Source organism: Pseudomonas sp. GW456-12-1-14-TSB6 (assembly GCF_059424205.1).
On the sequence record NZ_JBWKZE010000007.1, the window covers coordinates 40,289 to 64,623 of the forward strand.

The 24,335-nt window shown below is 57.0% G+C and carries 21 protein-coding genes; 16 read left to right on the forward strand and 5 right to left on the reverse strand.

Features of this window, described 5'->3' with window-relative positions; all coding sequences use genetic code 11:
- From icmH to AC07Y2_RS08395, 15 genes are all read left to right on the forward strand, one after another.
- On the forward strand, window positions 1-876 hold the full coding sequence (gene icmH / locus AC07Y2_RS08325; RefSeq protein WP_011336585.1) for a type IVB secretion system protein IcmH/DotU: 876 nt from the start codon (window positions 1-3) through the stop codon (window positions 874-876).
- Between the two features lie 13 nt (window positions 877-889).
- Entirely contained in the window at window positions 890-4,429 is a 3,540-nt protein-coding gene (tssM, locus tag AC07Y2_RS08330; protein ID WP_103385855.1) for a type VI secretion system membrane subunit TssM, read from the forward strand.
- The gene (locus AC07Y2_RS08335) at window positions 4,429-5,157 is read left to right on the forward strand and encodes a PP2C family protein-serine/threonine phosphatase (protein ID WP_039765158.1); all 729 of its coding nucleotides are present in this window, start codon (window positions 4,429-4,431) and stop codon (window positions 5,155-5,157) included. The genes tssM and AC07Y2_RS08335 overlap by 1 nt, the downstream gene beginning before the upstream one ends.
- Window positions 5,154-6,155 (forward strand): serine/threonine-protein kinase, encoded by a 1,002-nt coding sequence (locus AC07Y2_RS08340; RefSeq protein ID WP_011336582.1) that lies wholly within the window; start codon window positions 5,154-5,156, stop codon window positions 6,153-6,155. Before AC07Y2_RS08335 ends, AC07Y2_RS08340 begins: the two co-directional genes overlap by 4 nt.
- Window positions 6,156-6,183: 28 nt before the next feature.
- Entirely contained in the window at window positions 6,184-8,220 is a 2,037-nt protein-coding gene (locus AC07Y2_RS08345; RefSeq protein ID WP_103385856.1) for a type VI secretion system Vgr family protein, read from the forward strand.
- A gap of 5 nt (window positions 8,221-8,225) precedes the next feature.
- A complete protein-coding gene (locus AC07Y2_RS08350; RefSeq protein ID WP_074689948.1) occupies window positions 8,226-9,239 on the forward strand; it encodes a tetratricopeptide repeat protein in 1,014 nt (337 codons plus the stop codon).
- 16 nt (window positions 9,240-9,255) lie between these two features.
- Window positions 9,256-12,279, forward strand: coding sequence for a DUF8812 domain-containing protein (locus tag AC07Y2_RS08355; protein ID WP_134334180.1), 3,024 nt, complete (start codon window positions 9,256-9,258; stop codon window positions 12,277-12,279).
- An 8-nt stretch (window positions 12,280-12,287) separates the two neighbouring features.
- On the forward strand, window positions 12,288-12,692 hold the full coding sequence (locus tag AC07Y2_RS08360; protein WP_074689954.1) for a hypothetical protein: 405 nt from the start codon (window positions 12,288-12,290) through the stop codon (window positions 12,690-12,692).
- 78 nt (window positions 12,693-12,770) lie between these two features.
- Window positions 12,771-13,160: a hypothetical protein gene (locus AC07Y2_RS08365; protein WP_103385857.1), complete on the forward strand. Its 390-nt coding sequence runs from the start codon at window positions 12,771-12,773 to the stop codon at window positions 13,158-13,160.
- 174 nt (window positions 13,161-13,334) lie between these two features.
- On the forward strand, window positions 13,335-13,733 hold the full coding sequence (locus tag AC07Y2_RS08370) for a hypothetical protein (RefSeq protein WP_074689957.1): 399 nt from the start codon (window positions 13,335-13,337) through the stop codon (window positions 13,731-13,733).
- 117 nt (window positions 13,734-13,850) lie between these two features.
- On the forward strand, window positions 13,851-15,215 hold the full coding sequence (locus AC07Y2_RS08375) for a lysozyme inhibitor LprI family protein (protein ID WP_103385858.1): 1,365 nt from the start codon (window positions 13,851-13,853) through the stop codon (window positions 15,213-15,215).
- 58 nt (window positions 15,216-15,273) lie between these two features.
- Entirely contained in the window at window positions 15,274-16,023 is a 750-nt protein-coding gene (locus AC07Y2_RS08380) for a hypothetical protein (protein WP_256586976.1), read from the forward strand.
- A gap of 31 nt (window positions 16,024-16,054) precedes the next feature.
- Window positions 16,055-17,146 carry a tetratricopeptide repeat protein gene (locus AC07Y2_RS08385; RefSeq protein WP_256586977.1) on the forward strand — a complete coding sequence of 364 codons (1,092 nt, stop codon included), beginning with the start codon at window positions 16,055-16,057 and terminating at the stop codon, window positions 17,144-17,146.
- Window positions 17,143-17,742 (forward strand): lysozyme inhibitor LprI family protein, encoded by a 600-nt coding sequence (locus AC07Y2_RS08390; RefSeq protein WP_103385859.1) that lies wholly within the window; start codon window positions 17,143-17,145, stop codon window positions 17,740-17,742. The genes AC07Y2_RS08385 and AC07Y2_RS08390 overlap by 4 nt, the downstream gene beginning before the upstream one ends.
- A 22-nt stretch (window positions 17,743-17,764) precedes the next feature.
- Complete coding sequence (locus AC07Y2_RS08395) at window positions 17,765-18,190, forward strand: hypothetical protein (RefSeq protein ID WP_103385860.1); 426 nt, start codon at window positions 17,765-17,767, stop codon at window positions 18,188-18,190.
- 58 nt (window positions 18,191-18,248) lie between these two features.
- Here the strand turns inward: AC07Y2_RS08395 and AC07Y2_RS08400 are convergent, their stop codons facing one another.
- Window positions 18,249-18,617, reverse strand: a complete 369-nt coding sequence (locus tag AC07Y2_RS08400; RefSeq protein WP_085612088.1) for a DUF6124 family protein — start codon at window positions 18,615-18,617, stop codon at window positions 18,249-18,251.
- 587 nt (window positions 18,618-19,204) lie between these two features.
- On the opposite strand from AC07Y2_RS08400, the gene AC07Y2_RS08405 reads away from it, so the two are divergent.
- On the forward strand, window positions 19,205-19,588 hold the full coding sequence (locus AC07Y2_RS08405; RefSeq protein WP_103385861.1) for an SCP2 sterol-binding domain-containing protein: 384 nt from the start codon (window positions 19,205-19,207) through the stop codon (window positions 19,586-19,588).
- 36 nt (window positions 19,589-19,624) lie between these two features.
- Here the strand turns inward: AC07Y2_RS08405 and AC07Y2_RS08410 are convergent, their stop codons facing one another.
- The 4 genes from AC07Y2_RS08410 to recG form a co-directional block, all read right to left on the reverse strand.
- Window positions 19,625-20,386: a Fic/DOC family protein gene (locus tag AC07Y2_RS08410; RefSeq protein WP_103385862.1), complete on the reverse strand. Its 762-nt coding sequence runs from the start codon at window positions 20,384-20,386 to the stop codon at window positions 19,625-19,627.
- On the reverse strand, window positions 20,383-20,640 hold the full coding sequence (locus AC07Y2_RS08415) for a hypothetical protein (RefSeq protein WP_039765180.1): 258 nt from the start codon (window positions 20,638-20,640) through the stop codon (window positions 20,383-20,385). Before AC07Y2_RS08415 ends, AC07Y2_RS08410 begins: the two co-directional genes overlap by 4 nt.
- Window positions 20,641-20,777: 137 nt before the next feature.
- Window positions 20,778-22,178 carry an aminoacyl-tRNA deacylase and HDOD domain-containing protein gene (locus tag AC07Y2_RS08420; protein ID WP_039765182.1) on the reverse strand — a complete coding sequence of 467 codons (1,401 nt, stop codon included), beginning with the start codon at window positions 22,176-22,178 and terminating at the stop codon, window positions 20,778-20,780.
- 79 nt (window positions 22,179-22,257) lie between these two features.
- Window positions 22,258-24,333: an ATP-dependent DNA helicase RecG gene (gene recG / locus AC07Y2_RS08425; protein ID WP_103385863.1), complete on the reverse strand. Its 2,076-nt coding sequence runs from the start codon at window positions 24,331-24,333 to the stop codon at window positions 22,258-22,260.
- Window positions 24,334-24,335: the final 2 nt, after the last annotated feature.

Below are 24,335 nucleotides of genomic sequence, written 5' to 3' on the forward strand. Positions count from 1 at the left end.
ATGATCAAGGACATGGAACACAACCAGGACGACAAAACCGTCCTGCTCGACCGTCAGGGCCATGGCCCGGCGGCGAGTCCGCTGACCGACTTCGCAGCGCCACCGCGCTTCGAACAACTGGAAGAACGGATGATCTACGCCGCGCGCCTGCGCCCGGCGGAGGCCTTCAACATCAGCCTCAATTCGCTGGTGGCGGCGTCGTCCGAACTGCTGTCGGAAGTGGTGCGCCTCAAGCACAGCGAAACCCGCGAAGACCTCTACGCGCTCAACGAGCGCCTGACCGCCGGGCTCAAGCTGTTTGAAGTGCGCGCCCTGCACAACGGCGCCGAAAGCAGCCAGGTGATGGCCGCCCGTTATGTGCTCTGCACCGTGGTCGACGAAGCCGTCGTGACCACGCCGTGGGGCAACGAAAGCGAGTGGTCGCAGATGAGCCTGCTCAGCAGCTTCCACAACGAAACCTTCGGTGGCGAGAAGTTCTTCCAGCTGCTCGATCGGCTGTCGAAAAACCCGGTCAAGCACCTGCCGATGCTGGAGCTGATGTACCTGTGCCTGTCCCTCGGTTTCGAAGGCAAGTACCGCGTACAGGCGCGCGGCATGCTGGAACTCGAAGGCATCCGCGACGCCCTGTACCGGCAGATCCGTCAGTTGCGTGGCGACGTGCCGCGCGAATTGTCGCCGCAGTGGGAAGGCCTCAACGATCAGCGCCGCAATCTGGTGCGCATCGTGCCGGCGTGGATGGTGGTGCTGTTCACCTTCGTCTGTCTGGTGATGATGTATTCGGGCTTCGCCTGGGTCTTGGGCGAGCAGCGCGACACCGTTCTGCAACCTTATCAGCCGCTTGATCCGGCCGCGGCCCAGCCGCAGTCGCAGCCGTAAACAGGGACGTGTGATGAAAAAGTTTTTCAAGAAAGTCGGCGCCTTCCTGCGCCAGACCTGGGTCTGGACCTTGCTGCTGGTGCTGTTCGTGGCGCTGCTGGTGTGGTTCGTCGGTCCGTTGTTGGCAGTGGATGACTACAAGTTCTGGGAAAGCGCGACGTCGCGTCTGCTGACCATCAGCGTGCTGTTCCTGATCTGGGGCCTGACCATGGTCTTCGTCAGCTGGCGCGCCGGTATCCGCAAGAAAGCCGTCGAAGAAACCGAAGACGGCCAGGACCGTATCCGCCGCGAAGAGTTGATCGACGAAGAGCAGAAAGAGTTGAAGGAGCGTTTCAAGGACGCCCTGAAAACCCTCAAGACTTCGAGCCTGTACCGCGGCCGCAGCGAGCGCTGGCGCAATGACTTGCCGTGGTACTTGCTGATCGGCCCGCAGGCCAGCGGCAAGACCAGCCTGCTGGACTTCTCCGGGCTGGAATTCCCGATCAACAAGATCGACCGCAAGCTGACCCGTGATACCCACGGCACCCGTCATTGCGACTGGTACTTCGCCGACCACGGTGTGTTGATCGACACCGCCGGCCGCTACCTGACCCAGCCGGATGCGGAAGTCGACGGCAGCGCCTGGACCACCTTGCTGGAGTTGCTGCGCAAGCGTCGTCGCGGTCGTCCGCTGAACGGCGTGCTGGTGACCATTCCGGTGGAAACCCTGACCGGTGGCAGCGAACAGGACATCGAAACCCTGGCCCGCCAGGTACGTGCGCGTCTGCAAGACGTCTATCAGAAGCTGCACGTCGATGTGCCGGTGTATCTGGTGCTGAGCAAGGCCGACAAGCTGCTGGGCTTCGACGAGTTCTTCGACCAACTGACTCGCGAAGAAAGCGATCAGGTGCTGGGCACCAGTTTCCGCAAGGATCAGGTCGGCACCGACGTGACGGTGCTGCGCAACGAGTTCGAAGAGCTGCTGCGTCGCCTCAACAGCCAGGTGATCATGCGCATGCACTCCGAGCGCGACACCCAGCGCCGTGGCCGCATCCTCGACTTCCCGCACCAGATGGGCCAGATCGGCGAGCGTCTGTGCCTGCTGGTCGACATGGCGTTCACCGGCAACCGCTACCAGCGTGCGACGCAACTGCGTGGTTTCTACCTGACCAGCGCACCGCACCTGACTCAGGAAATGGATTCGACCACCGCCGGCATCGGCGCGAGTTTGGGCATGAGCGCCGGCGTGCTGCCGACGCTGCGCAGCGGTCGTTCGCGTTTCATCCATCACTTGCTCAGCCGGGTGATTTTCCCCGAGGCCGATCTGGCCGGTCTGGACAAGCGCGAGCGCAGCCGCATCCACTGGGGCCAACGTGCGTTGTACGTCGGCGCACTGGGTGCGCTGGTGCTGTTCGGCATGCTCTGGGCCGGCGGTTTCTCGGCCAACTACGAGCGTCTGGAAAGCCTGCGCAATCTGGCGCAGAACTGGACGCAGCAACGCACGGCACTGTCGCCGCGCGATGACGCCATGGGCGCACTGAAAACCCTCGACACCAGCTACGCCGCGACTCAGGTGTTCCCGAAGAAGGGCGACGCTGCCTACCACGAACGGATGGGTCTGTATCAGGGCCAGGACGTCAATCCGGTGGTCAAGGAGGCTTACGAGCGCGAGCTTGAAAAGCAACTGCTGCCACGCGTCGCGACGATGCTTGAAGGCCAGATCCGCGCCAACATGAAGGACCGCGAAAAGCTGATCAACAGCCTGCGCGCGTACCTGATGCTGAACATGAAGGATCGTCGCGACGCGGCATGGCTCAAGGACTGGATCGCGGCGGACTGGTCGCAGCGTTACACCGGCAACACCGCAGTGCAGAACGGTCTGAACACGCACCTCGAGCGTCTGTTGCAGCAGCCGTTTATCTATCCGCTCAACGAGCAACTGGTGGCCCAGGCGCGTCAGATCCTGCGCAGCGAGTCGCTGGCGACCGTGGTTTACCGCATGCTCCGCGAGCAGGCGCGCAACCTGCCGGATTACCGTTTCAGCCAGCACCTCGGGCCGCAGGGCTCGCTGTTCATCGGCACTGAATACGTGATTCCGGGCTTCTACACCCAGACCGGCTATCAGCAGTATTTCTCGGTACAAGGCGCATCGCTGGTGACCGACATTCTGCGCGACAACTGGGTGCTGGGTGAAGGTGCGGGTATCAGCGACATGGACTTGCGTCGCCTGATGGTCGAGCTGGAGCAACTGTACTTCCGCGACTACGCCAACTATTGGAGCGAGGCCGTTGGCCAGGTGGCGCTGCCGCCGATCAGCGATGCCGGTGAAGGCGCCGAGCAACTGGCGGGCCTGACCTCGGCCAACTCGCCGGTGCTGGCGCTGCTGACCGAAGTGCGTGAGAACACTCGTTTCCCGGCCGCTGCCGATCCGGTGGACGAGGCGGGTGACGCGGCTGATGCGCTGGCCGGACAGAAAGGCAAACTGGGCAAGGTGGGCAAACTCGCCGCGGCGGCAGCGGACAAGGCCTCGGCCCTGAACGTGGCGAAGAACCTGCCGGACACCGCCAAGAAGTCCCTGCAACGTCGCTTCGAGCCGCTGCACAAATTGCTCGACGACAACAATGGCCCGGCCGCTGACCTGACCCCGGCCTTCACCGCGCTCAACGACCTGCAACTGCAGCTGGCGGGCCTCGCCCGTTCCAGCACGCCGGAGCAGGCCGCGTTCGAGCTGGCCAAGACCCGCATGAGCGGCCAGCGTGATGCGCTGACCAACCTGCGCAATGCGTCCGGTCGTCTGCCGCGTCCGCTGAGCGTGTGGTTCAACGTGCTGGCCGAAGACTCGTGGCGCCTGGTGCTCAACGATGCCTACCAGTACCTGAACGGCCGTTATCAGAACGAGCTGTACAGCGTGTATGGCAAAACCATCAACAAGCGTTACCCGTTCAGCGCCTCGAGCACCAGCGATGTGGCGATCAGCGATTTCCGCGAGTTCTTCCGCGCTCAAGGCACCATCGACCGCTTCTTCGACAGCTACATGCGTCCGTTCGTCAGCGGTGATCCGGGCAACTACCGGATGCGCAGCGTCGACGGCCGCAGCCTGCCGGTGTCGAAGGTCTTCCTCGACCAGATGGCGGCGGCCCTGAACATTCGCCAGAGCTTCTTCTCGATCAACCCGGCCGAACCGACCGTGCAGTTCAAGCTGGAGCCGTACACCCTCGATCCGGCGGTGAGCCGTTCCGAGTTCAAGTTCGGCGACAAGACCATGGAGTACCGCCACGGTCCGATCCTGCCCATGAGTTTCAAGTGGCCGACCGATGCTGAAGACGGTCGCACCAGCCTGGTCATGGACAAGATGGCCGGGCGCCCGATCGGCATCGAGAAGAACTCCGGCCCGTGGTCGCTGTTCCGTCTGTTCGACCTGATGCAGACCGAGTACCTGACCGGTCGCGACGTGCTGGTGCTCAAAGCCGACGTGGGTGGCCTGCGCGCCAACTACCTGCTGACCAGCCAGCGCACGCCGAACCCGTTCGACATGGGCGTGCTGCGCACCTTCCGTATGCCGGTGCAGCTCTGATGCTGGTGGCCAGTCCCTGGCGCAGCGCGGCGCGAACCGACCCGGGCAAGGTGCGGTCGCGCAACGAAGATGCCTTCCTCGACACCCCGCAGCATGGGCTGTGGGTGGTCGCGGACGGCATGGGCGGTCATCAGGGTGGCGACATCGCCAGCCAGTTGATCGTCGCCAGCCTGGCTGAACTGCCGCAGCACGAGGACTTCGACGAACGCCTCAAAGCCATCCGCCAGTGCCTGCACTGGCTGAACCGGCGCCTGGGGCAGGAGTTGACCGTCACCGCCGGGCGCCACGACAGCATTATGGGCAGCACCGTCGTGGCGCTGCTGGTGGAAGGCAATCGCGCGGCCTGCATCTGGGCCGGCGACAGTCGTTGTTATATGTGGCGCGGGCAGCGGTTGTATCAGCTGTCGAAGGATCATTCGCTGCAGCAGCAACTGATCGACGAGCAACAGATGAGCGTCGAACAGGCAGCGGCGCACCCGGCCGCCCAGGCCTTGACCCGGGCGGTCGGCGCGGCGGAACAGTTGACCCTGGATGTGCTGGAACTCGAGGTCTATCCCGGTGATGTGTTCCTGCTGTGCAGCGATGGTTTGTATCAAGGCCTGAGCAGCGATGCCCTCGGCAACGCCCTCAGCCTGGCGGCGCCACATGTGGCGCTGGAACGTCTGTTCGACGGTGCCCTGCGGGGCGCCGCACGGGACAATCTGACGGCCGTGGTGATCCGCCAATGACTGAAATCGAATCCTCAGTCGATGACTTGCTGATGAGCGAGGAGCAGGCCAACAACCTGACCTATTTCGCTTTTGCAAAGCAGCACAACGCCGAACCCGCGCTGGCGCCAACCAAGGCCAGCGTCGGCGCACTGCCGGATGTTCTGGCAGGCCGCTACCACCTCGAGCGTCTGCTCGGGGCCGGTGGCATGGGTGCGGTTTACCGGGCCCGGGATCTCCTGCACGAGCAGTTCGGCGATCCCGATCCTTACATTGCGCTGAAAATCCTCAGCGAAGAATTTGCCGAGTCGCCGGACGCCAGTGCCTTGCTCTACAGCGAGTTCGCCCTGACCCGACGCCTGCGCCACGACAACGTGCTGCGACCGCACACGTTCGAAGTGGACACCGATTGCCAGCGGGCCTTCATCACCATGGAACTCATGCGTGGCCTGACCCTGGACAAACTGCTCTGCGAGCGGCCGCTGGGCCTGCCGTGGAAAGAACTGCGCGACATCGCGCTGCCGCTGCTCGACGCGCTGGCCTACGCCCACCGTCGCGGCGTGCTGCACGGTGACATGAAACCGAGCAACGTCATGCTCAGCGAAGACGGCGTGCGCCTCTTTGACTTCGGTCTCGGGCAGGCCGAGGAGGGCATCCTGCCCGGCCTGCCGCACCTGAGCCGCGAGCGCTTCAACGCCTGGACCCCGGGCTACGCCGCCCCCGAACTGCTTGAGGGCCAACCGCTGTCGGCCAGCGCGGACGTGTACGGCGTGGCCTGCGTGATCTATGAACTGGCGGGCGGCAAACACCCGTTCCGCCGCTTGCCCTCGACCCAGGCCCGTGACGAACACCTGGAGCGCGAGCTGCAAGCCCCGGCAAATCTACCGACACACTGCTGGCCCGCGCTGCGCACCGCGCTGGCCTTTGACGCGGCAGAGCGCAACATTTCTGCCGAACAATTGCGTGACGCCTTGGGCGCCACTTCGTCCTGGCTGCAGCGTTTGCGGCTGAGGGCGTAACGGATGACATTCGAACAGGGAGCACTTTATGTTCAACCCAGCTAACGAAACGCACTTCAGCCTGACTGTTGAAGATTACGTAGGCGACCTGCAAGTCCTGTCGTTCACCGGCACCGAAGGCATCAGCCAGCCGTTTCGTTTCGACATCGAACTGGTCAGCGAAAACCCGGATCTGGACCTGGAAAAACTCCTGCACAAACAGGCATTCCTCGCCCTCGATCCGCAGGGCTCGGGCATCCACGGCCAGATCTACCGCGTGGCCCAGGGCGATGCCGGCAAGCGCCTGACCCGCTACAAGGTTTCGCTGGTGCCGCAGCTGCAATACCTGCATCACCGCACCAACCAGCGCATCTACCAGCAGATGTCGGCGCCGAAAATCATCGCGCTGATCCTCGACGAGCACGGCATCAAGGGCAACGCCTACAGCTTCCAGCTCAGCCAGCCGTGCCCGGATCGCGACTACTGCGTGCAGTACGACGAAACCGATCTGCACTTCGTCCAGCGCCTGTGCGAAGAAGAAGGCATTCACTACCACTTCCAGCACAGCAAGAAAGGCCATCTGCTGGTGTTCGGCGATGACCAGACCGTGTTCCCGAACCTCGGCCAACCGACCGCGTATGTGCAGGGCAGCGGCATGGTCGCCGAAGAACCGGTGATCAAAGGCTTCAAGCTGCGCCTGGAAACCCGCACCAGCCGCACCACCCGCCGCGACTACGACTTCGAAAAACCGCGCCTGCAAATGGAAGCCGCGTACAAACCGGACGGCGAGAGCACTGAACCGGATCTCGAAGACTACGACTACCCCGGCCGCTTCATCGACCGCGCCCGCGGCAAGTTCCTCAGCCAGCGCGCTCTCGAACGCCACCGTGCCGACTACCGCCAGGCCGAAGGTCGCGGCGACCAGACCAGACTGGTCAGCGGCCACTTCATGGAAATGTCCGACCACCCGCGCAGCGAGTGGAACGACCTGTGGCTGCTCACCGAAATCTTCCACGAAGGCAAACAGCCGCAAGTCCTCGAAGAATCGGTGACCAGCGACACCACCGACAACAAGGACGACTTCCACCAGGGCTACCGCAACCGCTTCCTCGCCACCCCGTGGGACGTGTTCTACCGCCCAGCGCTGGAGCACCCGAAACCGCGCGTGCTCGGCAGCCAGACCGCCATGGTCACCGGCCCCAAAGGCGAAGAAATTCACTGCGACCAATACGGCCGCATCAAGGTGCAATTCCACTGGGACCGCGAAGGCCTGGCCGACGACAAAACCAGCTGCTGGCTGCGCGTCTCCAGCTCCTGGGCCGGCGACCGCTATGGCGCCATCTCCATCCCGCGCATCGGCATGGAAGTCCTCGTCACCTTCCTCGAAGGCGACCCCGACCAACCCCTCGTCACCGGCTGCCTGTACCACAAGGAAAACCCGGTGCCCTACGCCCTGCCGGCGAACAAAACCCGCAGCGTCTTCAAAACCCTCAGCTCCCCGGGCGGCGGTGGCTACAACGAACTGCGCATCGAAGACAAAAAAGGCGCCGAACAAATCTTCATCCACGCCCAGCGCGACTGGGATGAAAACGTCGAGCATGACCAGAAGATTCGCGTCGGCAACGAACGCCACGACACGGTGGTGAAGAACACCTACACCGAGCTCAAGGCCGAAGAACACCGCACCACGATTTCCGATCGCAAGGTCGAAGCGCGGATGGACGACCACCTGACTATTGGCGAGAGCCAGCATGTGAAGCTGGGGACTGCGCAACTGACCAGTGCCGGGAAAGAGATTCACATCAAGGCTGGGGACAAGATTGTCATTGAGGCGGGAACTGAGCTGACGATTCTCGGCGGCGGCAGTTTCATCAAGCTCGATGGCGGTGGTGTGACGGTGGTTGGGCCGGTGGTGAAGATTAATGCTGGCGGTTCGGCGGGGAGTGGCACCGGGATCGGGATCAAGCCGCCGGTGCTGCCGGGGGCGGCGGATAAGGATAAGGCGGGGAGTTTGATGGATCAGGCGTTGTTGAATGCGCCGCCTGAGAAGGTTAAGCCGAAGGCTTTTTTTGTGTTTTCTGAGTGATCGACATGAATGGTTTTTTGAAGAAGAGGAATGGCTTCGCCGTAGCGGCTTTCACCGCCTCGCTGCTGAGCCTGTTCCATGGCAGCGTTTATGCGGATGAGTGTCCGTCTGAGGACTTTTCCCAATTCCTGCCGGCGTTCTCTGCGAATGCTGAAACTCAGCAGCGGTTGACTGCGATGACGGTGAAGTCGCTGGTTTTGAAACCTACTGGGGAGAATGGAAATTTTGAGCCGCAAACGAAGGGAGTCAATAGCTCGACATTGGCCTTTCCACTGATGGCACCCATAGCCACAGGCAAGGCAGAAGGCGTCGAAGTCGAAGCGGTTGATGACAGTCATTTCAACGTTGTTGATAAGCGTGCAGGTAACAGCAACATCAAGATCTTTAACTTTTCTCGCCAGGCGTGTTGGGTTCTGGAGGGCGTTGAGGATTGGTCGATTAGCGAGAAAGACCTTGTTATATCGGGTTCTCCGACCATGAGTACGGCAGAGAGCATCTGCTATCAACGCGCGCGGAATTTCGAGGGTCTAGGTGGACTGGAAAAGTATTATCTGACAGGAGAGTTTTTCGAGGCAGCGTTGGAAAACTATGTTTGCGCCGCTGCTTCGGGGGATCCTCAGGCGAGTTTGGATGCTGCGAGTTTGAGTCTCTCTGGCATGGCACCGCAGTTGGAAACAGGCAAGGTTGAGTCGCTTTTCAAAGCTGCGGCAACAACCCTCGCGGATGGCGCCGCTTCTCTATCGACATTTTATTGTTACGGAAACAACCCATCTGCAGAAGGTGCGTGCCAACACCCCGATGAGGCCGAAAAAGAACTTATTCGCTCTGCCTCAATGGGATCGAGGGATGCAATGAACTATTTAGGTTACTCCTTCGAAACGGGAGGGCTAGTAACTCGAGATTTATCAAGAGCATTAGCGTGCTATCGCTTGGCAGCGGATAAAGGTAATGAAACTGCCCTGAAAAATTTTAATCGATTGAAAGCGCAATCAGCTGAAGCCAGCAGCTATTGCTACTAATTTGCAGGAAGCAGAAATGACTGAACCACTTGATTTAAAAAGTAACTACACCGGTGGCGACTACGTTTACAAAATGGGCGGTGATGGTTTTCAAACGAACGCCGCTGGTAAGAAAAAAATTGACTGCTCTCATATGGTAAATCTGCTGCTGACAGGCGCTGGATATAATATTCCATATGAAGACACCCGTAACATGGATACCTCCAGTTACTACACAACGATTGAGCCACAGAACGTAAAGCGAGGTGATATCGCCTTATGGATCAATGCCACTCCTAACAAACCAGGTGATCCGATTTTTCATACAGGGATAATCGAGGACTACAACCCCGCTACAGAAGTTGGGCACATATTCGGTGCTCAAAATAGTACAGGGCCAGCGATAACAATATTTGGCCCCAAACCACCCAGCCACTATTGGCCGAAAGCTACAAAATTCTTAAGAGCAAAGGAAAGTTTTCGAACAGGTACAAACCCTGCACCTGCACCTGCTCCATCTACAACAGTGCCGCTAATAAACTTTCAATATCCATTTCGAAAAGCAGACGGTAAACAGTTTTCTGATGTAGAAGAAATATACAAGTTGCTCGAGAATGAAACATCCGGGCATTATTTGTTGGGAAGTAACAAGTTCTGGCATGGTGGGATTCACATCAGCAATGCCAGCGCGCCTCAATGTATTTTGAACGAACCGATTCGCTGTATGGCTGATGGTGAAGTCGTGGCCTATCGCCTTAACGAGGACTATCAAAAATCGACATTCGGCACAGGAGAAACGGCTAAAAAACTGGATTATTCCAGCTCCTTCTGTCTCGTGCGACATGAGTACAAATCTGCGCCAAATCCTGAAGATGGACCAAGCAAAGGAAAGCAAAACGAACTGGTTTTCTATAGCTTATATATGCATCTTTTGCCTTATAAGCACTATCCTCTAGCGGACAATGAAAAGCCAAATCCGATAGTGACGATGACTGTAAATGATTTTAAGGCGTATGATGACTTTCCCGATACGAATAATTTTCCATCTCCAGGAAAGTTAGCGAAGCACACAAAACTTGAGATTTTGGAAAAACGCTCAGTTGAAAATATTACCTACGCTAAGGGGAAAATACTCTCGGGTAGTGTAAAGCATGGATCAACAAAAGTTCGCGAAGCAGGGCAAGAGGTATGGTTTGCGTACTTAAAAAATAATGAACCATATCAAAACTCTAGTCACAATGCTATTTGGGTAGCAGATGTTCTACCCGAGCGCGCCAAACCGAAATATTGGCAAGGCAAGGTAAAAGCTAAAACCACTCAGCGTTTAGCTATGTTCGATGCGCCGACGAACCCTGCGAACGGGCAACCTGCAGGTGCACGCATTGAAAGCAATCGAGAAATCACAGTAGGCAGTATCATTGAGTTCGATAGCAAAGATGTAGTGAATTTGGTGGTCGGTAATAAACTAAGGCGTATGGCGCCCTGCACCCCAGTGGATGCCAGTATTTGGAATGATAATGGGGCTGTACCAAGTAGTTTTTGGGCGATTATCGAAAGCGAGAAGGATAGTCAGTACACGCAATGGGAGTCGCTCACTCCTACAGATTTTGAAGTTGTCACGACTAGCATCGGAATCAAGGCCGGTGATCCAATTGGTTATTTAGGTAAAGCTGAAAATTTAGTAAATGAAAGCGGTCTTACTGATAGTAAATTTCAAGTTCATATTGAGATATTTACAGCTCAGGCTGAAGTGAAAGACTTTCTAGATAATGTCGCTGCATTAAAAGTCGGACGTCAGTATTTACATTTGCCGAAGGGTGAGCGGCTTAAGAAAAAATCTCCAGCTACTGGAACGAGTGATCCTTTAAAAGAAGAACACGCAATTGATCTAGGCAAGGTGCCGGTTATAAAGGAAGGCAATGAGGATTGGTATGAGATTTCCGTGATTGATGAAGACCAACCGATTTCTGGGTTGGTGAAAAAATCTGACGCGAAATTTATCACTCCACACGATTGGACTAAAATGGGGTTTCAGCTGGTTGAGGAAAACAATTCCGCAGCTGACGGCTTTCTCGATCCCGATGATATGCCTGATTTTTTTAAAGATCTTTTGAAAAAAATAGACAAAAATCATGATGGAGAGATAGAGTCATCTGAACTTGCTGATGCATTGAAAAGTACGGAGACGCGGCAGCATTGGACAAAGTTAGTAGCACACCATCCTACGGAGTGGAAGGATGATACAAAATCAGAAAAATGGAAGAGATTGGATACTCTTTTAGAAGATTCTGAAAAGTTACTGAAGCATGAAAAGGAAAGAATAGATTCATTCATCTTCTGGGATAAATTGACTGATAAAACCCCAGCGGGTACGGGATTGATTTACCATTTTCACCCTATAGGCTTCGTTTCAAATTTTCTCGCGATGGAGGATGATAATGATCTGAAGTGGCTAAAGGTTGAGAAGGGACAGCTGACTTTTGATGTGGAAGGTAATGATATAGAGGATTCGTCGAATTCTTTGCATATGTATTTCAGTCGTAAAGCGCATTGGCCTGGCGGAGCATCCGGTATTACGATCGGGAGAGGATATGATCTTGGTCAAAAATCAGATCCAATGGGTGATCTAACTGCGGTAGGTATTACGGAACCATTGTTGAGTTGGTTAGTTGGAGCAAAAGGTCTAAGTGGTACTGCTGCACGGGATTATCTTAATAGCGCGAGTCCTGAAATTCGGAAAACATTCATTACGCGCAAACAGCAATATAAGTTGTTTGTTTCTGTCTATGAAATTATGAAGAATAGAGTCATAACGATTTCTGAGCAATCTTTCAACGTCGGTCATTATGGTGCGCTTAACTGGGATTCTGTTGATACAAAGATCCAAGATATGATTGTGGACTTGATTTATCGTGGCGATTATAAGCCTTCATCAAGGGAAATTGTTCAGCGACCGTTTGTTGAAAATAATAAAGCTGAGTTGAAGGCTGTCATGTCCCTTGAAGGCAATTGGCCTGGTGTTCCTGCTGCCAGATTTTCTGCACGAAAAAACTATCTCTGAGGTTGAAAATGAAAAATATTGCGCTATTGATTGGCTTAGCCTTCTCAAGCTGTGCATTGGCTACAGAGGAGAAAAAGGTAGCCACGGACGTATATAAAGCAGATACGGCCATGGTCGCTGGCAAGTTGGTTCGCTATTATCAGACTTTTGCTAGCCCCTGCGTTATGGTTCAGATTTTGAAACCGGGTGGAGGGGGGGAGGCCAGTAATTCAAGAAAATTCTGCAATATCTCAGGAAAAAATTTTAGTGATGACTTTTCTGAAGTTGTTTTGGAACGTGGGGAATTTTCGAAGGAAGATCTTTCGCTCACCATGAAGCTTATGCCTCTGACTGAAGGTGCAGATGTTATTGAAGTGTGCAGTTTTAAGGTTGAAGGTGAAGTGCTTGGCGAGCCGGAATGTAATATTAAATAGTAGATAACTAAAGGAGGCGAATTTATATGTTGTATTAATGGGCAGATTTTTTTTTGACCGGGTGGTCTTGGACTTTGCTTGGGAAAAAATAGATCTGTCCCGATCGTTCTTTTTGCAGGCAACGCACGAGAGCCGGTCGTCGATATATACAAAGCCGATGTCGCTCAAGTTTCCGGAAAGCTGGTCCGTTATTACCAAACGTTCGATAGCCCCCGCGTCAATATTCAGATTCTCAAGCCTGGGGGACAGGGGATTGCGAGCGACTCGATGGAGTTCTGCGACATTGAAGGGAAGAACTTTAACAACGGCTTCACCGATGTCTCATTGGATAGGGCCACGTTTTCCGACACCGAATTGCAGTTGACCTTCAAGCTGATGTTGTTGGTTGGAGTGAATGAAACCACCGAATTATGCAAATTCCGCGTTGATGGTGAACATCTCGCTGAACCTGAATGTACGGCGCAGTAAGGGTCGTGCATGTACATCGCTCAGCCACGCCATCGGAGAGTCAAAGTGAAAGTCGTTCCCCTGTTGTTCCTGGCGTTGACGTGGGCGTTGTCCGCAAGCGCAGCTCCAACCGGTGTCAGTACAAGCCATACAATGCCCACCGCTATGGTCGCTGCACTCACGAAGGAAAACCAAATGCCTGCCGAGAGTTTTCGCGCCATTGCAGATGGCGTGGTGAGCTGGAGCGGGGGAACGATGGCTGCCGTGGTGATTGAGGATCCGAATGGCATTTGCGCGATTTACAAGTATCAAGACGGCCGGTTGGATCTGCCTTTTGACGGCGTGCCCTGTAAGTTTCTGGGGCCACCCATGCTGATGTCGGATAGAAAAATTGCTTTGCCCGATGTCGTGTTCGCCGTCGAGTTGTTCGTCCCCAACCGGGGTGGGATGACCAAGCACAAGGTCGCGTTTTATTACGATGCCGAGAAGAACACTTATTGCGAGAGTCAGTCGCTTGCGAGTTGGTATCTGTCGGGAAATCGGGCGCTAGCTCCTGATCTTCAGGATGGGCAGTGTGTAGCGGGATCGGAATAGACCCGGCCCCAAAAAACGTAAAGCGTTGCTCAGCACCTATTGGGAAATGAACATACCCAAGCAATGCGTCACCCGGTTCGCCAAACGCAAAGCCTGAATGACTCAAGGAAGAACACAGTGAAACGTTTTGTTTTTACCCTGCTGGCCGTGCTGCTGCCTGTTTCAGCAGTGTACGCGCAGGATGACTGCAGTCATGTCACCTCAAGCCTAGAGATGGTGCCCTGCTCGGAGGCGGCGAAGAAGGCTGCCGATACGCAGTTGAACCTCAGCTACAAGCAATTGATGGCGCGGCTTGAGTCTGATTATCGGGCAGATCCGGCATTGGGCGCGGAGTACGCGGCGAAGGTTAAAGAGTCGCAACGCGCGTGGCTGAAATTGCGCGATGCGAATTGTACGTTGGAGGCATTCGAGATCGAGACGGGAATGCCAGCGCATGTGGTCACGGTCAGCTCGTGCATCACCAGAATGAGCCGCGAGCGCTCGGCGTACCTGGACAAGATCGTCCCTGTTCTTGCATCCGACAAGAGCACTTCGACGGCGCCGGCCAACGGCGCTTGTCCTTCGGAGGAATTCCCTGCTTTCCTGACAGCGTTTTCCGCCAGCAGTGAATCACAGCGCCGTCTCACTGCGATGACGGTCAAGTCACTAGTGTTGAAGCCGGTTGCAGGCAAGGACGGTAGTACCTTTGAGCCTTCGACCTCGGGTGTCAGCGGAGCTTCTTTCACCTACCCGCTGATGGCCGCCATCACACCCGGCAAGACACCTGGAGTCGAGATTGAAGAGGTCGATGACAGTCACGTCAACGTGGTCGATAAGCGGGCGGGCAACAGCAATGTAAAAATCTTCAATTTCTCTCGTCAGGCGTGCTGGGTGCTTGAAGGCGTTGAAGACTGGTCGATCAGCGAGAAGGATCTTGTTGCAACACGTAACCCGGCAATGAGCCGTGCCGAGAACTTCTGTGATCAACGTGCCGAGGCTTTGGGAGGGCTGGGTTCGCTTGAGCAATACCGTCTGACTGCGGAATTGTTAGAAGCGTCCCTGGAAAATTATGTCTGTGCGGCAGAATCGGGTGACCCTGAGGCGAGTCTATCAGCGGCAAGCTTGAGTCTTTCGCAGATGGCATCTCAGTTGGAAACCAGCAAGGTTGAGGCGTTGTTCAAAGCGGCCTCGAAAATACCGAGTGGTGCGTTGGGCTATGCCACGTTTCTTTGCTCAGGAAACTCCACCGACTATAACGGTCCTTGCCTCCATCCCAAGCAGGCAGAAGAGCAGGTCATTCGGGCGATTACCATGGGCTCCAAGGAAGCGATGTTTTATCTGGCATCTACTTTTGAGGGTGGCGAGTTGGGAACGAAGGATATGTCCCGGGCGCTAGCCTGTTATCAAATGGCGGCTGACAAAGGTTATCGGTCGGGCGTCGACAGTGTGGCGCGATTGAAGTCGCAAGTTCCAGAGCCGATCAAGGCGAGCCATTGCATTTGAAACTCGAAGCGCGGATGTGTCGCGATTCTTTGCCGTTAAATTCCAAGTGAGTGGAACTGTGCCTGACTTGTCGATACCGGGTTTCGTAAGGCCTCGATTTCTGCGGGTATTGCTGATCGGCGTTGCTACTTTCGCGCAGGCCAGTCATGCCGCCGCAAGTGTTGTCTCGGTGGGCAATGCGTCGGGTCAGTCGCAGATCGCGCAAGGCCCAACCGAAGTTGCGGTCGACATGACACCTTGCCGGTTCTCAATGACGCTCTCGAAAGATCAATGGTTGCAGTTCAATACACCTGATCTGGTATTCATTGCGGCCAAACAAGTGCCTGAAACCTCTAGCGCTCCGCGTTTATCGCAAGCGCAGACCTCGACGGGTTATGAGTGGAGTTTCGAAAAGCCCACAAACCTGAGCCAGCCCTGGTTCGGTGTCATGTGTGAAAACACCAACAACTTTTCCGCGCTCACCACTCAGAAGCCGCCGCTTGATGACGCGATTGAGTTGCAACTAGTGCGAGAGAGTAACGACCTTAAATGCCCGGCGACCCTGACCGATCATGGTTGGGAGCCGACGTTGTTGGCCGGTGATCCGCAATCCTTCACTTTCGAATCCCTGCAGAGCGCAAGTTCATCAGGATTCGTCATTGGTTACCACGGCAAGAATCCACGTCAGTTCAGCCGTATCACCTTCTGCTTGATGCATAACGAACAGGTGCTGATCGGTTCGGCAGAATCGGGTTCATCAACCTCATTGGCGATCAGCGCCGAAGGCTTTGAACAAATCAAAACAGCGGTGCGCAGCATGGCTTTTTAGTAAGCCTGCGAAGACCGAACGGAGTTACAGCGTGAAAGGATGTTCAGTTCTACTCGGTGGCCTTCTGGCCATTGCCGCGTCCGTGGCTTTCGCACCACACGCGTTTGCAGCACCCCAAGTCCTCAAGGAAATCCCGGCAAGCCTATTGGGGGATGGGTCACGGCAAAACGTGTTCGTTCTGGCGGGAGGCGCGGACGAGGCATCCAACCGGTTGTTGATCGCGCCGGTGCAAGCACGTAATGAGGACATATTGCTCGATACGTCCAAGGCTTTGCCGCTGACGAAGAGTCAGTACTCGTCTGATCTTCTGGATAGTTTTAGCGTGCGGGTTTTCAACGGCCGGCCTGGAGCCATGACGGTTGTGGATCCGCAAGAGGAAGAGGTTCTGGTCAAACAGCGGTTCGTTGAGGCAGGGGACTACATTGCGCTGGTGACCAACGAAGAAGACAACGCTGTTTATAACTTCAATCTTTTGTTCACCTTCAATAAAGGCTCAAAGGAGTTTGAGCTGAAGAAAGTGCTGCAAGTGGTCAATAACCACTACTGCGATCGCTCGCTTGTGAGCGTAGCGGAGCTGCCGATTGAGACGTTGGGCCCAACCACTCTGGCTTCATTCAACGGCCTTGAAGCGCTTGAAAAGTTGTGGGCTGCAAACGTTGGCAGCCCTCAGGGCGGTTATAAAAAACTGATGACTGTCGGTTCGGCTGACCTGCTGGATAGAGCGCTGGCAGCCTATCGAAAGGGCGATAGCAGCTCGTTCAAGGAGGTTATGAGTTATATGTTGATGGGATATGACTCGCATAGCGCCTGCTCTCCGGAAAGTTATATCGTCGGAAAGTACTTCTTCTCGCAGCAACCTGGTTGGTCCAACGATGTCGGTTTTCTGCTGGGCGAGGCGGGTTATTACACGGAGTCTATCCAGTTACTGAATGCGGTGATTGCCCACAACCCGGAACGGACGGTGGCTTACCTGAATCTCGCAGACAGCTATTGGGCCATAAACGATAAAGAGCGGGCATCGGCGGCGTACAAGCAATACGCATCGCGTATGTCGGACGCGGGAAAGGCTTCGAAGATTCCTGCTCGGGTAGCTGAGCGCAGTGCCGGAGTATCCGGATCATGATCAAACTCAAGGCGTTCTTTGGGCTGGTCGCGGGTGTTTCTTTGGCTGCTTTGCTGGTTCCTGCGCATGCCCAGGAAACCTGCAATCCCGACAGCTTTTCCAATCCCGATATGATCATTTGCGGTCAACAGACTTTCGAAAAAGTCGATGCAGTGCTGAATGAGCAATACAAGAAAGCGCTGGTCAGTTTGGCGCCGGCTGACAAGAAGCAACTGACCGATGTGCAAAAGAAGTGGGTGCGCTTTAAAGAGGCGTATTGCGAGGATATCTATCAGTCGGCCTTGCCCGGTGCAGAGGCGCCTATCGAAAGGCTTGGGTGCCTGGTGCAAACAACCAATGCCCGGTTGGGAGAGTTAATCGCTCTACAGACTGGGTTACCCCTGGACGGCTTTTACAAAGCTGCGTCGGTCATGGCGGGGCAGGATCGAGAAAAAGGTCTGACGGCTTCCATGGCGCGATTGGGGGGTGACAACTTTGACGAACCGTTATGGAGGCAATACGTCGATGGGCACTGCGAAATGAGTGAGCGTGTGTTCCGGGAGGACATCGCTAACTGCGCAGTGCGAATGCGTTTTCAGTTACCTCTGAATCGTTGAAGGAACGATCAGATTGATATCAATGCGAGTTTTATCTGCTGCACTGTTTGTTCTCTTTCCTATGGCGGCGCACAGTGAAGTCTCGACGGAGATTTATTGCTTCCGTTCGCAAGAAAGTGCCAAAAGCATCAATTTCGAACTCAGAACCTATTACGACTCCTTCTCCAAATGGAGCGGAGCGGCTGTCAGGTACAGCAAGTCGAAGAAGGCTATTTCTCTGGTGCATCGGAATACCGAGCAAGAAATTCTGGCAGAGGATCGTCCGTATCAGTTCACGACGACTTGGGTTGAGGTTTCGGAGGGCGCGCTGACGGGTGAGTATGAAATGGTCAGTCAGGGTGCCCGGGTCTATGGAATGACTTATACGAACTACAAAACCGGGAAGAAGTACTCCTTCGAACACGATTTCAGTATGGATTTCTCACCGGAGACGGGCTGTAAGTGGTGAGGAATTGGAAAGTTGGAAAAGGGGACTCAACGTCCCCTTTTTGTCGCCCGCGATTCAGCTACGGCTTGGCCTGATACTCCCGAAACTCAATGTGATCGAGCGTGCCTTCCACCATCAAGCGCACGCCGTCCGCCATTCTGCTCAGGCCCAGTGCCATCGAGCGGCGGGGGCCGTCGAGGTCGTCGGCCAGGTTGGCGGCGAAGGCGCTGATGGAGAGCAGGTCTTCGGAGGCGTTGGCCATGAGGGCTTCGGCGTCGGCGTTGGGGCAGAGGGCGAACAGGCCGCCCAGGCGTTTGGGGCGTGGGGTGGTGGGTTTGAAATGGTGGTCGAGGGCGCGTTCGGCGGCTTCGTGGAGTTTCTTCGAATCGGGAGATTCGTAGGGGGAGGTTTCTGGGATTTCAGGAGGGTTGGGTGTTGGTTTGATCATTGGAATTTACCGATTGATGGAGCTAGCAACCTCTCGCTTGCACTTCGAATGAGGTGGCAGCTGTGTATAGGTGTGCAAGACCGGTAATCGATAAACCCGGCAGACCCGAAGATCTCCCACACACAGCCGCCATAACGATTCGCGAGCATAAGAAAACACTCGGTGAATGGCTATAACTGATGTGCATCGATTCCGGACTTGCACGTCCGAGTCACCGATTTTGCGGTGACGGAAAGAGGTTATCGATGAACCTCAAGCACGCCTAGTTCATGGACAGCACCGCAGTTTGAAGGAGATTTCCCAAGGATTTGCGGGGTAGAGGAACAAGAAACCACTGCTATCGGCTGCTCCTACAGGAATGTGTTTCTTCAGGTGTAGGACGGGGGGATGGTGTGACGCGGAGCGTCACGGGAGGCATTCCCACGCGGAGCGTGGGAACGATCAGGCTCAAGGGTTTGGAAGCGTGACTTGGTAGTCATCATGCGAGAAAAGACCTGCATCGTCTTCTATCAATCCAGGATAGTGGCGAATTCATCCGAATCCCTTACACTCCCCCAGCCGTTCATTTTCCTTTTGAGGCTGTGCGCATGAAATTTCGTTTTCTTCTGTGGATGCTGGGTCTGTTGATGGGTAAGGCCAGTCGGACAAATCCTGCGTTCCAGCAGCAGTTGGATGACAAGGATCTGGTGTTTCAGCTGCAGACTCTGGACGGGAAGGTGGCGCGGCATTTCGTGGTGAAGGACCAGCGCATTACCAGCAAGTCCGGGGTGGTGGCGGAGCCGGCGTTTGCGATTGCCTTTAAAGACGCGGCGTTCGGGTTTGCCACGATGCAGGCGAAGAACAAGCAGCTGGCGTTCATGCAGGGGATTCAGGACAAGTCGATACAGCTGAAGGGAAATCCGGCGCTGGTGATGTGGTTTCAGGGGTTGATGAAGTATTTGAAGCCGCGGAAGGCCAAGCCGAAGTCATAGGGCTTTCAGGCAGCTTGTCGGGACAGGCCTGCCTCTTCAGCTTTCGGGCTCGGGAGGCTCGGCGTCCAGTGGCTGGCCCCGGTATGTCTTGTAGATCTGCTGGACTTTCGGGTTGTCCAGCTTCTCGTAAGCGATGTCTTCCTTGTCAAGGCCATCCAGGCCTCGGATGCCACTAATGGTCTCTGGCCATTCGTCACGACTGGATATATCGACTACGAACGGGTTGAGGTAGTTATCGAGATGCCTTTCGCGAGGTTCTCGGATCTCGTCGCTGAGTGCCCGCAAGTAGTCGTCTTTGTTTGTTCTTGACCAGTCGATGGCGAACCCGGCTCGATAACAGAGTTCCATGAAGACCAATAGAATCGCGCGTCCATTGCCGTCCAGGAAGGGGTGTGCGAAAGCCAGTTGGCCCATCACTCCACCGGGATGGTCTCTGAAGCGTTTTTTGTCTGATGCGAGCTTGAGCGCATAGTCGACAGACATTTTGATGGAGTCCGGGCGCTCGAAGACGGTGCTGCGAGGGTCGTCGAGAGAGCCCTTGAAGACTGCCAGGTGAGGGACAAGCTCGTTCCGGTCTTTTCCTGCCCAGTGATAGAAGCCGGAGAACAGGATTTCGTGAACCTTGAGTACAGTCTGGTAATCGATTGGCTTTTTCTTGGCCAGATAGGCAAGCGCCTCTTCGATACTCAATTCGAACGAAAGATGCTCTGACTCTTTTACTTCAACGGGATCTTTCAGTTGCAGCGAGTTTTGAAGATATCCAGCCTTGTCGAAGTCGCCGAATGGATCAAAAGTCATGCGCTACGTTTCTGTGCACGCCTTTCCTGAAGATAGCGCCCTTGGAGCGCCAGGATTTCAGATTTGCTCAGAACGCCTTTTCGCTTGAGATTGACGAGCAACTGTTCGATGCCATCCAGCTCGACGACATCGCCAGACAAGCGGGTAATCCCCACGGCCATACGACTCATGCCGTCACGACTGGCTGTAACCTTGTTGTCTTTGGCAAGCTTGCGCACTTCGCTCGCAACGCTGACAGCATCTGTTTGGGTCATCGGAAATTCCTCTGAATGCCGTCAAATCATAGCAGGGCGCTTGTTTGCTGTCGTTGCTGGCAAAGTGGCCGAAATCTGTGGAGCCAGGGCCCAATCTGCAATCAAAACAGGCCCTGGTTGACGTTCCGAAGAATGCTTTAAGCCTGGCTGAACTGCGAAGCCAGTTCACGCAGCAGGACTTCGGCTTCCAGGACTTTGCTGACCACATCATTGGCCTTGTCGCGAGTCAGGCCAACGCGTTCCAGCAGCGCATCCGGAATGTCTTCATCCGGGCCGGAGCCGATCCCGCGACTGCGCAACAGGCGCACGGCCAGGCAGACGAGGTTCGGGTATTCGGCGTAGGCGCCGTCGTAGTTCGGGTCGTGCTGGAAGCGCAGGGCGGTGGCCAGTTCGTCCGGCATGTCCCAGTAGCGCATCAGCCAGGAGCCGATCTGTTCGCGGCTGATGCCCAGCAGGTGTTGCTCGACATAGCTGTGGCACAGGTGCGGGTTGACCTCCAGGTGGCGGCAGATCAGCGAGAAGTGCGGCGGGAACACGTGGGCCAGCAGCAGGTAGCCGAAGTTGTGCAGGAGGCCGGCGAGGTAGGTCAGGCCGGATTCCGGGCGCTGGGCACGCGGCATGGCGCGGGTCAGGCCTTCGATGACGGCGGCGGTGTAGATCGACTGTTGCCAGTACGGCGTGGTGTGTTGCGGGTGATCCTTGGGCAGGCTCAGGGTCTTGCCGAGGGCCAGGCCCAGCGCCAGGTTGATCACCAGATCGAAGCCCAGCACGCGGACGATCGCGTCTTCCACCGAACGGATCTTGCCCGGCGAGGCGTAGTACGGCGACGCCGCCCAGCTCACTACCTGCGCAGCCAGTGCCGGGTCGGTTTCGACCACGCCGGTGATGTCGTCGATGGTGGCGTTGGGGTCGACGCGCAGCTTGATGATTTTTTGTGCGGTTTCCGCCAGCGGCGGAATTTCGATGGTCGCTTCCAGACGCTGCTGGATGCGTCGCGCGGTGAACGCCTGCACGGCCTGGGTGATTTCCTCGCGGTCATCGTCCGGGCGGTCGAGGTTCGGGCGGATGCTGCTCAGGGCTTCGCCAAAGTTGGCGGCGCTGGCCTTGGTCAGCATGGTCTTGAAGTCTTCGCTGGCGATTTCCAGCAGCAGGCCCGGCTCGCCGGAGTTGATCAGCAACTTCGGCTCGCGCAGCAGGCCTTCTTCGTAGAGGCACGGCGAGCTGGTCAGCGCCGGCAGGCCCGGCAGCAGGCTCAGGCTGTGTTTGCCGAGCATCTTTTCCAGGCGTTCGGTGGACACGGCGGTCAGGCGACGGCCCGTCAGCTCGGCGAGGCGGTTGAGATCCAGCAACTGGCTCTGTGGAAACAGCACCATCAGCGCACCGACCGCGTCGTCCAGCAACACCGCCTGCACTTTGCGCGAGGCGTTGAGGCCGTGGTGGTCGAGCACTTCTTCGTAGGCGACGCCCAGCTTGTTGAGCAGCAGCCGAATAACAGACGGAGCGTGCGGTGATTCGGGGGCGAGAGCAGCTTCGGTCATGGTCTGTATCCGTTTTTGAAACAATTGCAGGAGTATAACCAGCTTGGTTGGAACGAGCTGTCAGAAACTGCGACGGTGCTCACACTTGGCCGTATTGCTGCCCGTGTCGCAGCCAGCGGTCGAGCAACGGGCTGACGTGGGTGGGCCAGCGTTCGAGCAAGGCCTGGGCGGCATCGCGTACGGCAGGCAGCAGATCGGCGTCGCGCATCAGGTCGGCGACCTTGAATTGCAGCAGGCCGGTCTGGCGGGTGCCGAGCATTTCGCCGGGGCCGCGCAGTTCGAGGTCTTTTTCGGCGATGACGAAACCGTCGTTGGTCTCGCGCATGATGCCCAGGCGCTGGCGGCCGATCTGTGACAGCGGCGGATGGTAGAGCAGCACGCAATGGCTGACCGCGCTGCCCCGACCGACGCGGCCGCGCAACTGGTGCAGCTGCGCGAGGCCCAGGCGTTCAGGGTTTTCGATGATCATCAGGCTGGCGTTGGGTACGTCCACACCGACTTCGATCACGGTGGTGGCGACCAGCAGTTGCAGGTTGCCGGCCTTGAATTCGGCCATGACGGCGGCTTTCTCGGCGGGTTTCATGCGGCCGTGGATCAGCCCGACCTTCAGTTCGCCGAGGGCGGCCGTCAGGTCTTCAAAAGTGGTTTCGGCGGCCTGGCAGGTCAGCTCTTCGGACTCTTCGATCAGCGTGCACACCCAATAGGCCTGACGGCCCTCGGCGCAGGCGCTGCGCACCCGTTCGATGACTTCGACGCGGCGGGTGTCGGTGACCAGCACGGTGTTGACCGGGGTTCGGCCGGGCGGCAGTTCGTCGAGGATCGAGGTGTCGAGGTCGGCGTAGGCGCTCATCGCCAGCGTCCGCGGAATCGGCGTGGCGGTCATGATCAGTTGATGCGGGCACATGCGCCCGCCGACGCCTTTCTGCCGCAGTGCCAGACGTTGCTGCACGCCGAAGCGGTGTTGTTCGTCGATGATCACCAGCGCGAGGTTCTTGAACTGCACTTCGTCCTGGAACAGCGCGTGGGTGCCGACCACCATCGGCGTGCCGCTGGCGATCTGTTCCAGCGCGGCGACGCGGTTCTTGCCCTTGAGCTTGCCGGCCAGCCACGCCACGTCGATGCCCAGCGGTTCGAGCCAGCGTTTGAAGGTGATGAAGTGCTGCTCGGCGAGGATCTCGGTCGGCGCCATCAGCGCGACCTGGTAGCCAGCCTCCAGCGCTTGCAGCGCGGCGAGGGCGGCGACCACGGTTTTACCCGCGCCGACGTCGCCCTGAATCAATCGCAGCATCGGTTCGTGCTGGCTGAGGTCGTAGGCGATTTCGTTGCCGACCCGCTGTTGCGCGCCGGTCGGATTGAAGCCGAGGTTGGCCAGGTATTTCGCCGGCAGCTTGGTGGCTTTCGGCATCGCCGGCGCGCGCAGGGAGCGCATGCTTTCGCGCAGGCGCTGCTGCGATAGCTGGTGAGTCAGCAGTTCCTCGAAAGCGAGGCGATGCTGGGCCCAGTGATGGCCGAGGGCGAGTTCGTCGACGTCGGCATCGGCGGGCGGGTTGTGCAGGTAGCGGATCGCGTCGGCCAGCGGCGCCAGTTGATAGTCGCGGGCCAGTTCGTTCGGCAGCCAGTCGGGCAGGGTGGATGGCTTGAGCAGGGTTAACGTCTGCATGCACAACTGGCGCAGACGGGCCTGTGTCAGGCCTTCGGTCAGCGGGTAGACCGGGGTCAGGGTTTCATCCACCGGTGGCGGTTCGTCGCCGTTGATGGCGCGGTATTCCGGGTGGTAGATCTCCAGCCCCGAGGCGCCGGGCCGGGCTTCACCGTAGCAGCGAATCCGCGTGCCGCGCTTGAGGCCTTCTTTCTGCGCGTTGCTGAAGTGGTAGAAGCGCAGGCTCAGTCCGCCGGTGCCGTCCTGCAAACGCACGACGAGGCTGCGACGCCGGCCCATGACCACGTCGGCGCCGCTGACGGTGCCTTCGACCACGGCGTCCTGTCCCGGCCGCAACGCGCCGATCGGCACCACGCGGGTGCGATCCTGATAACGCAGCGGCAGGTGGAACAGCACGTCCTGGAGGTTTTCCAGACCGACCTTGGCCAGTTTCTCGGCCATGGCTTCACCGACACCCTTGAGTGCGGTGACCGAGACCTGCGACAGCTCCGTCATGA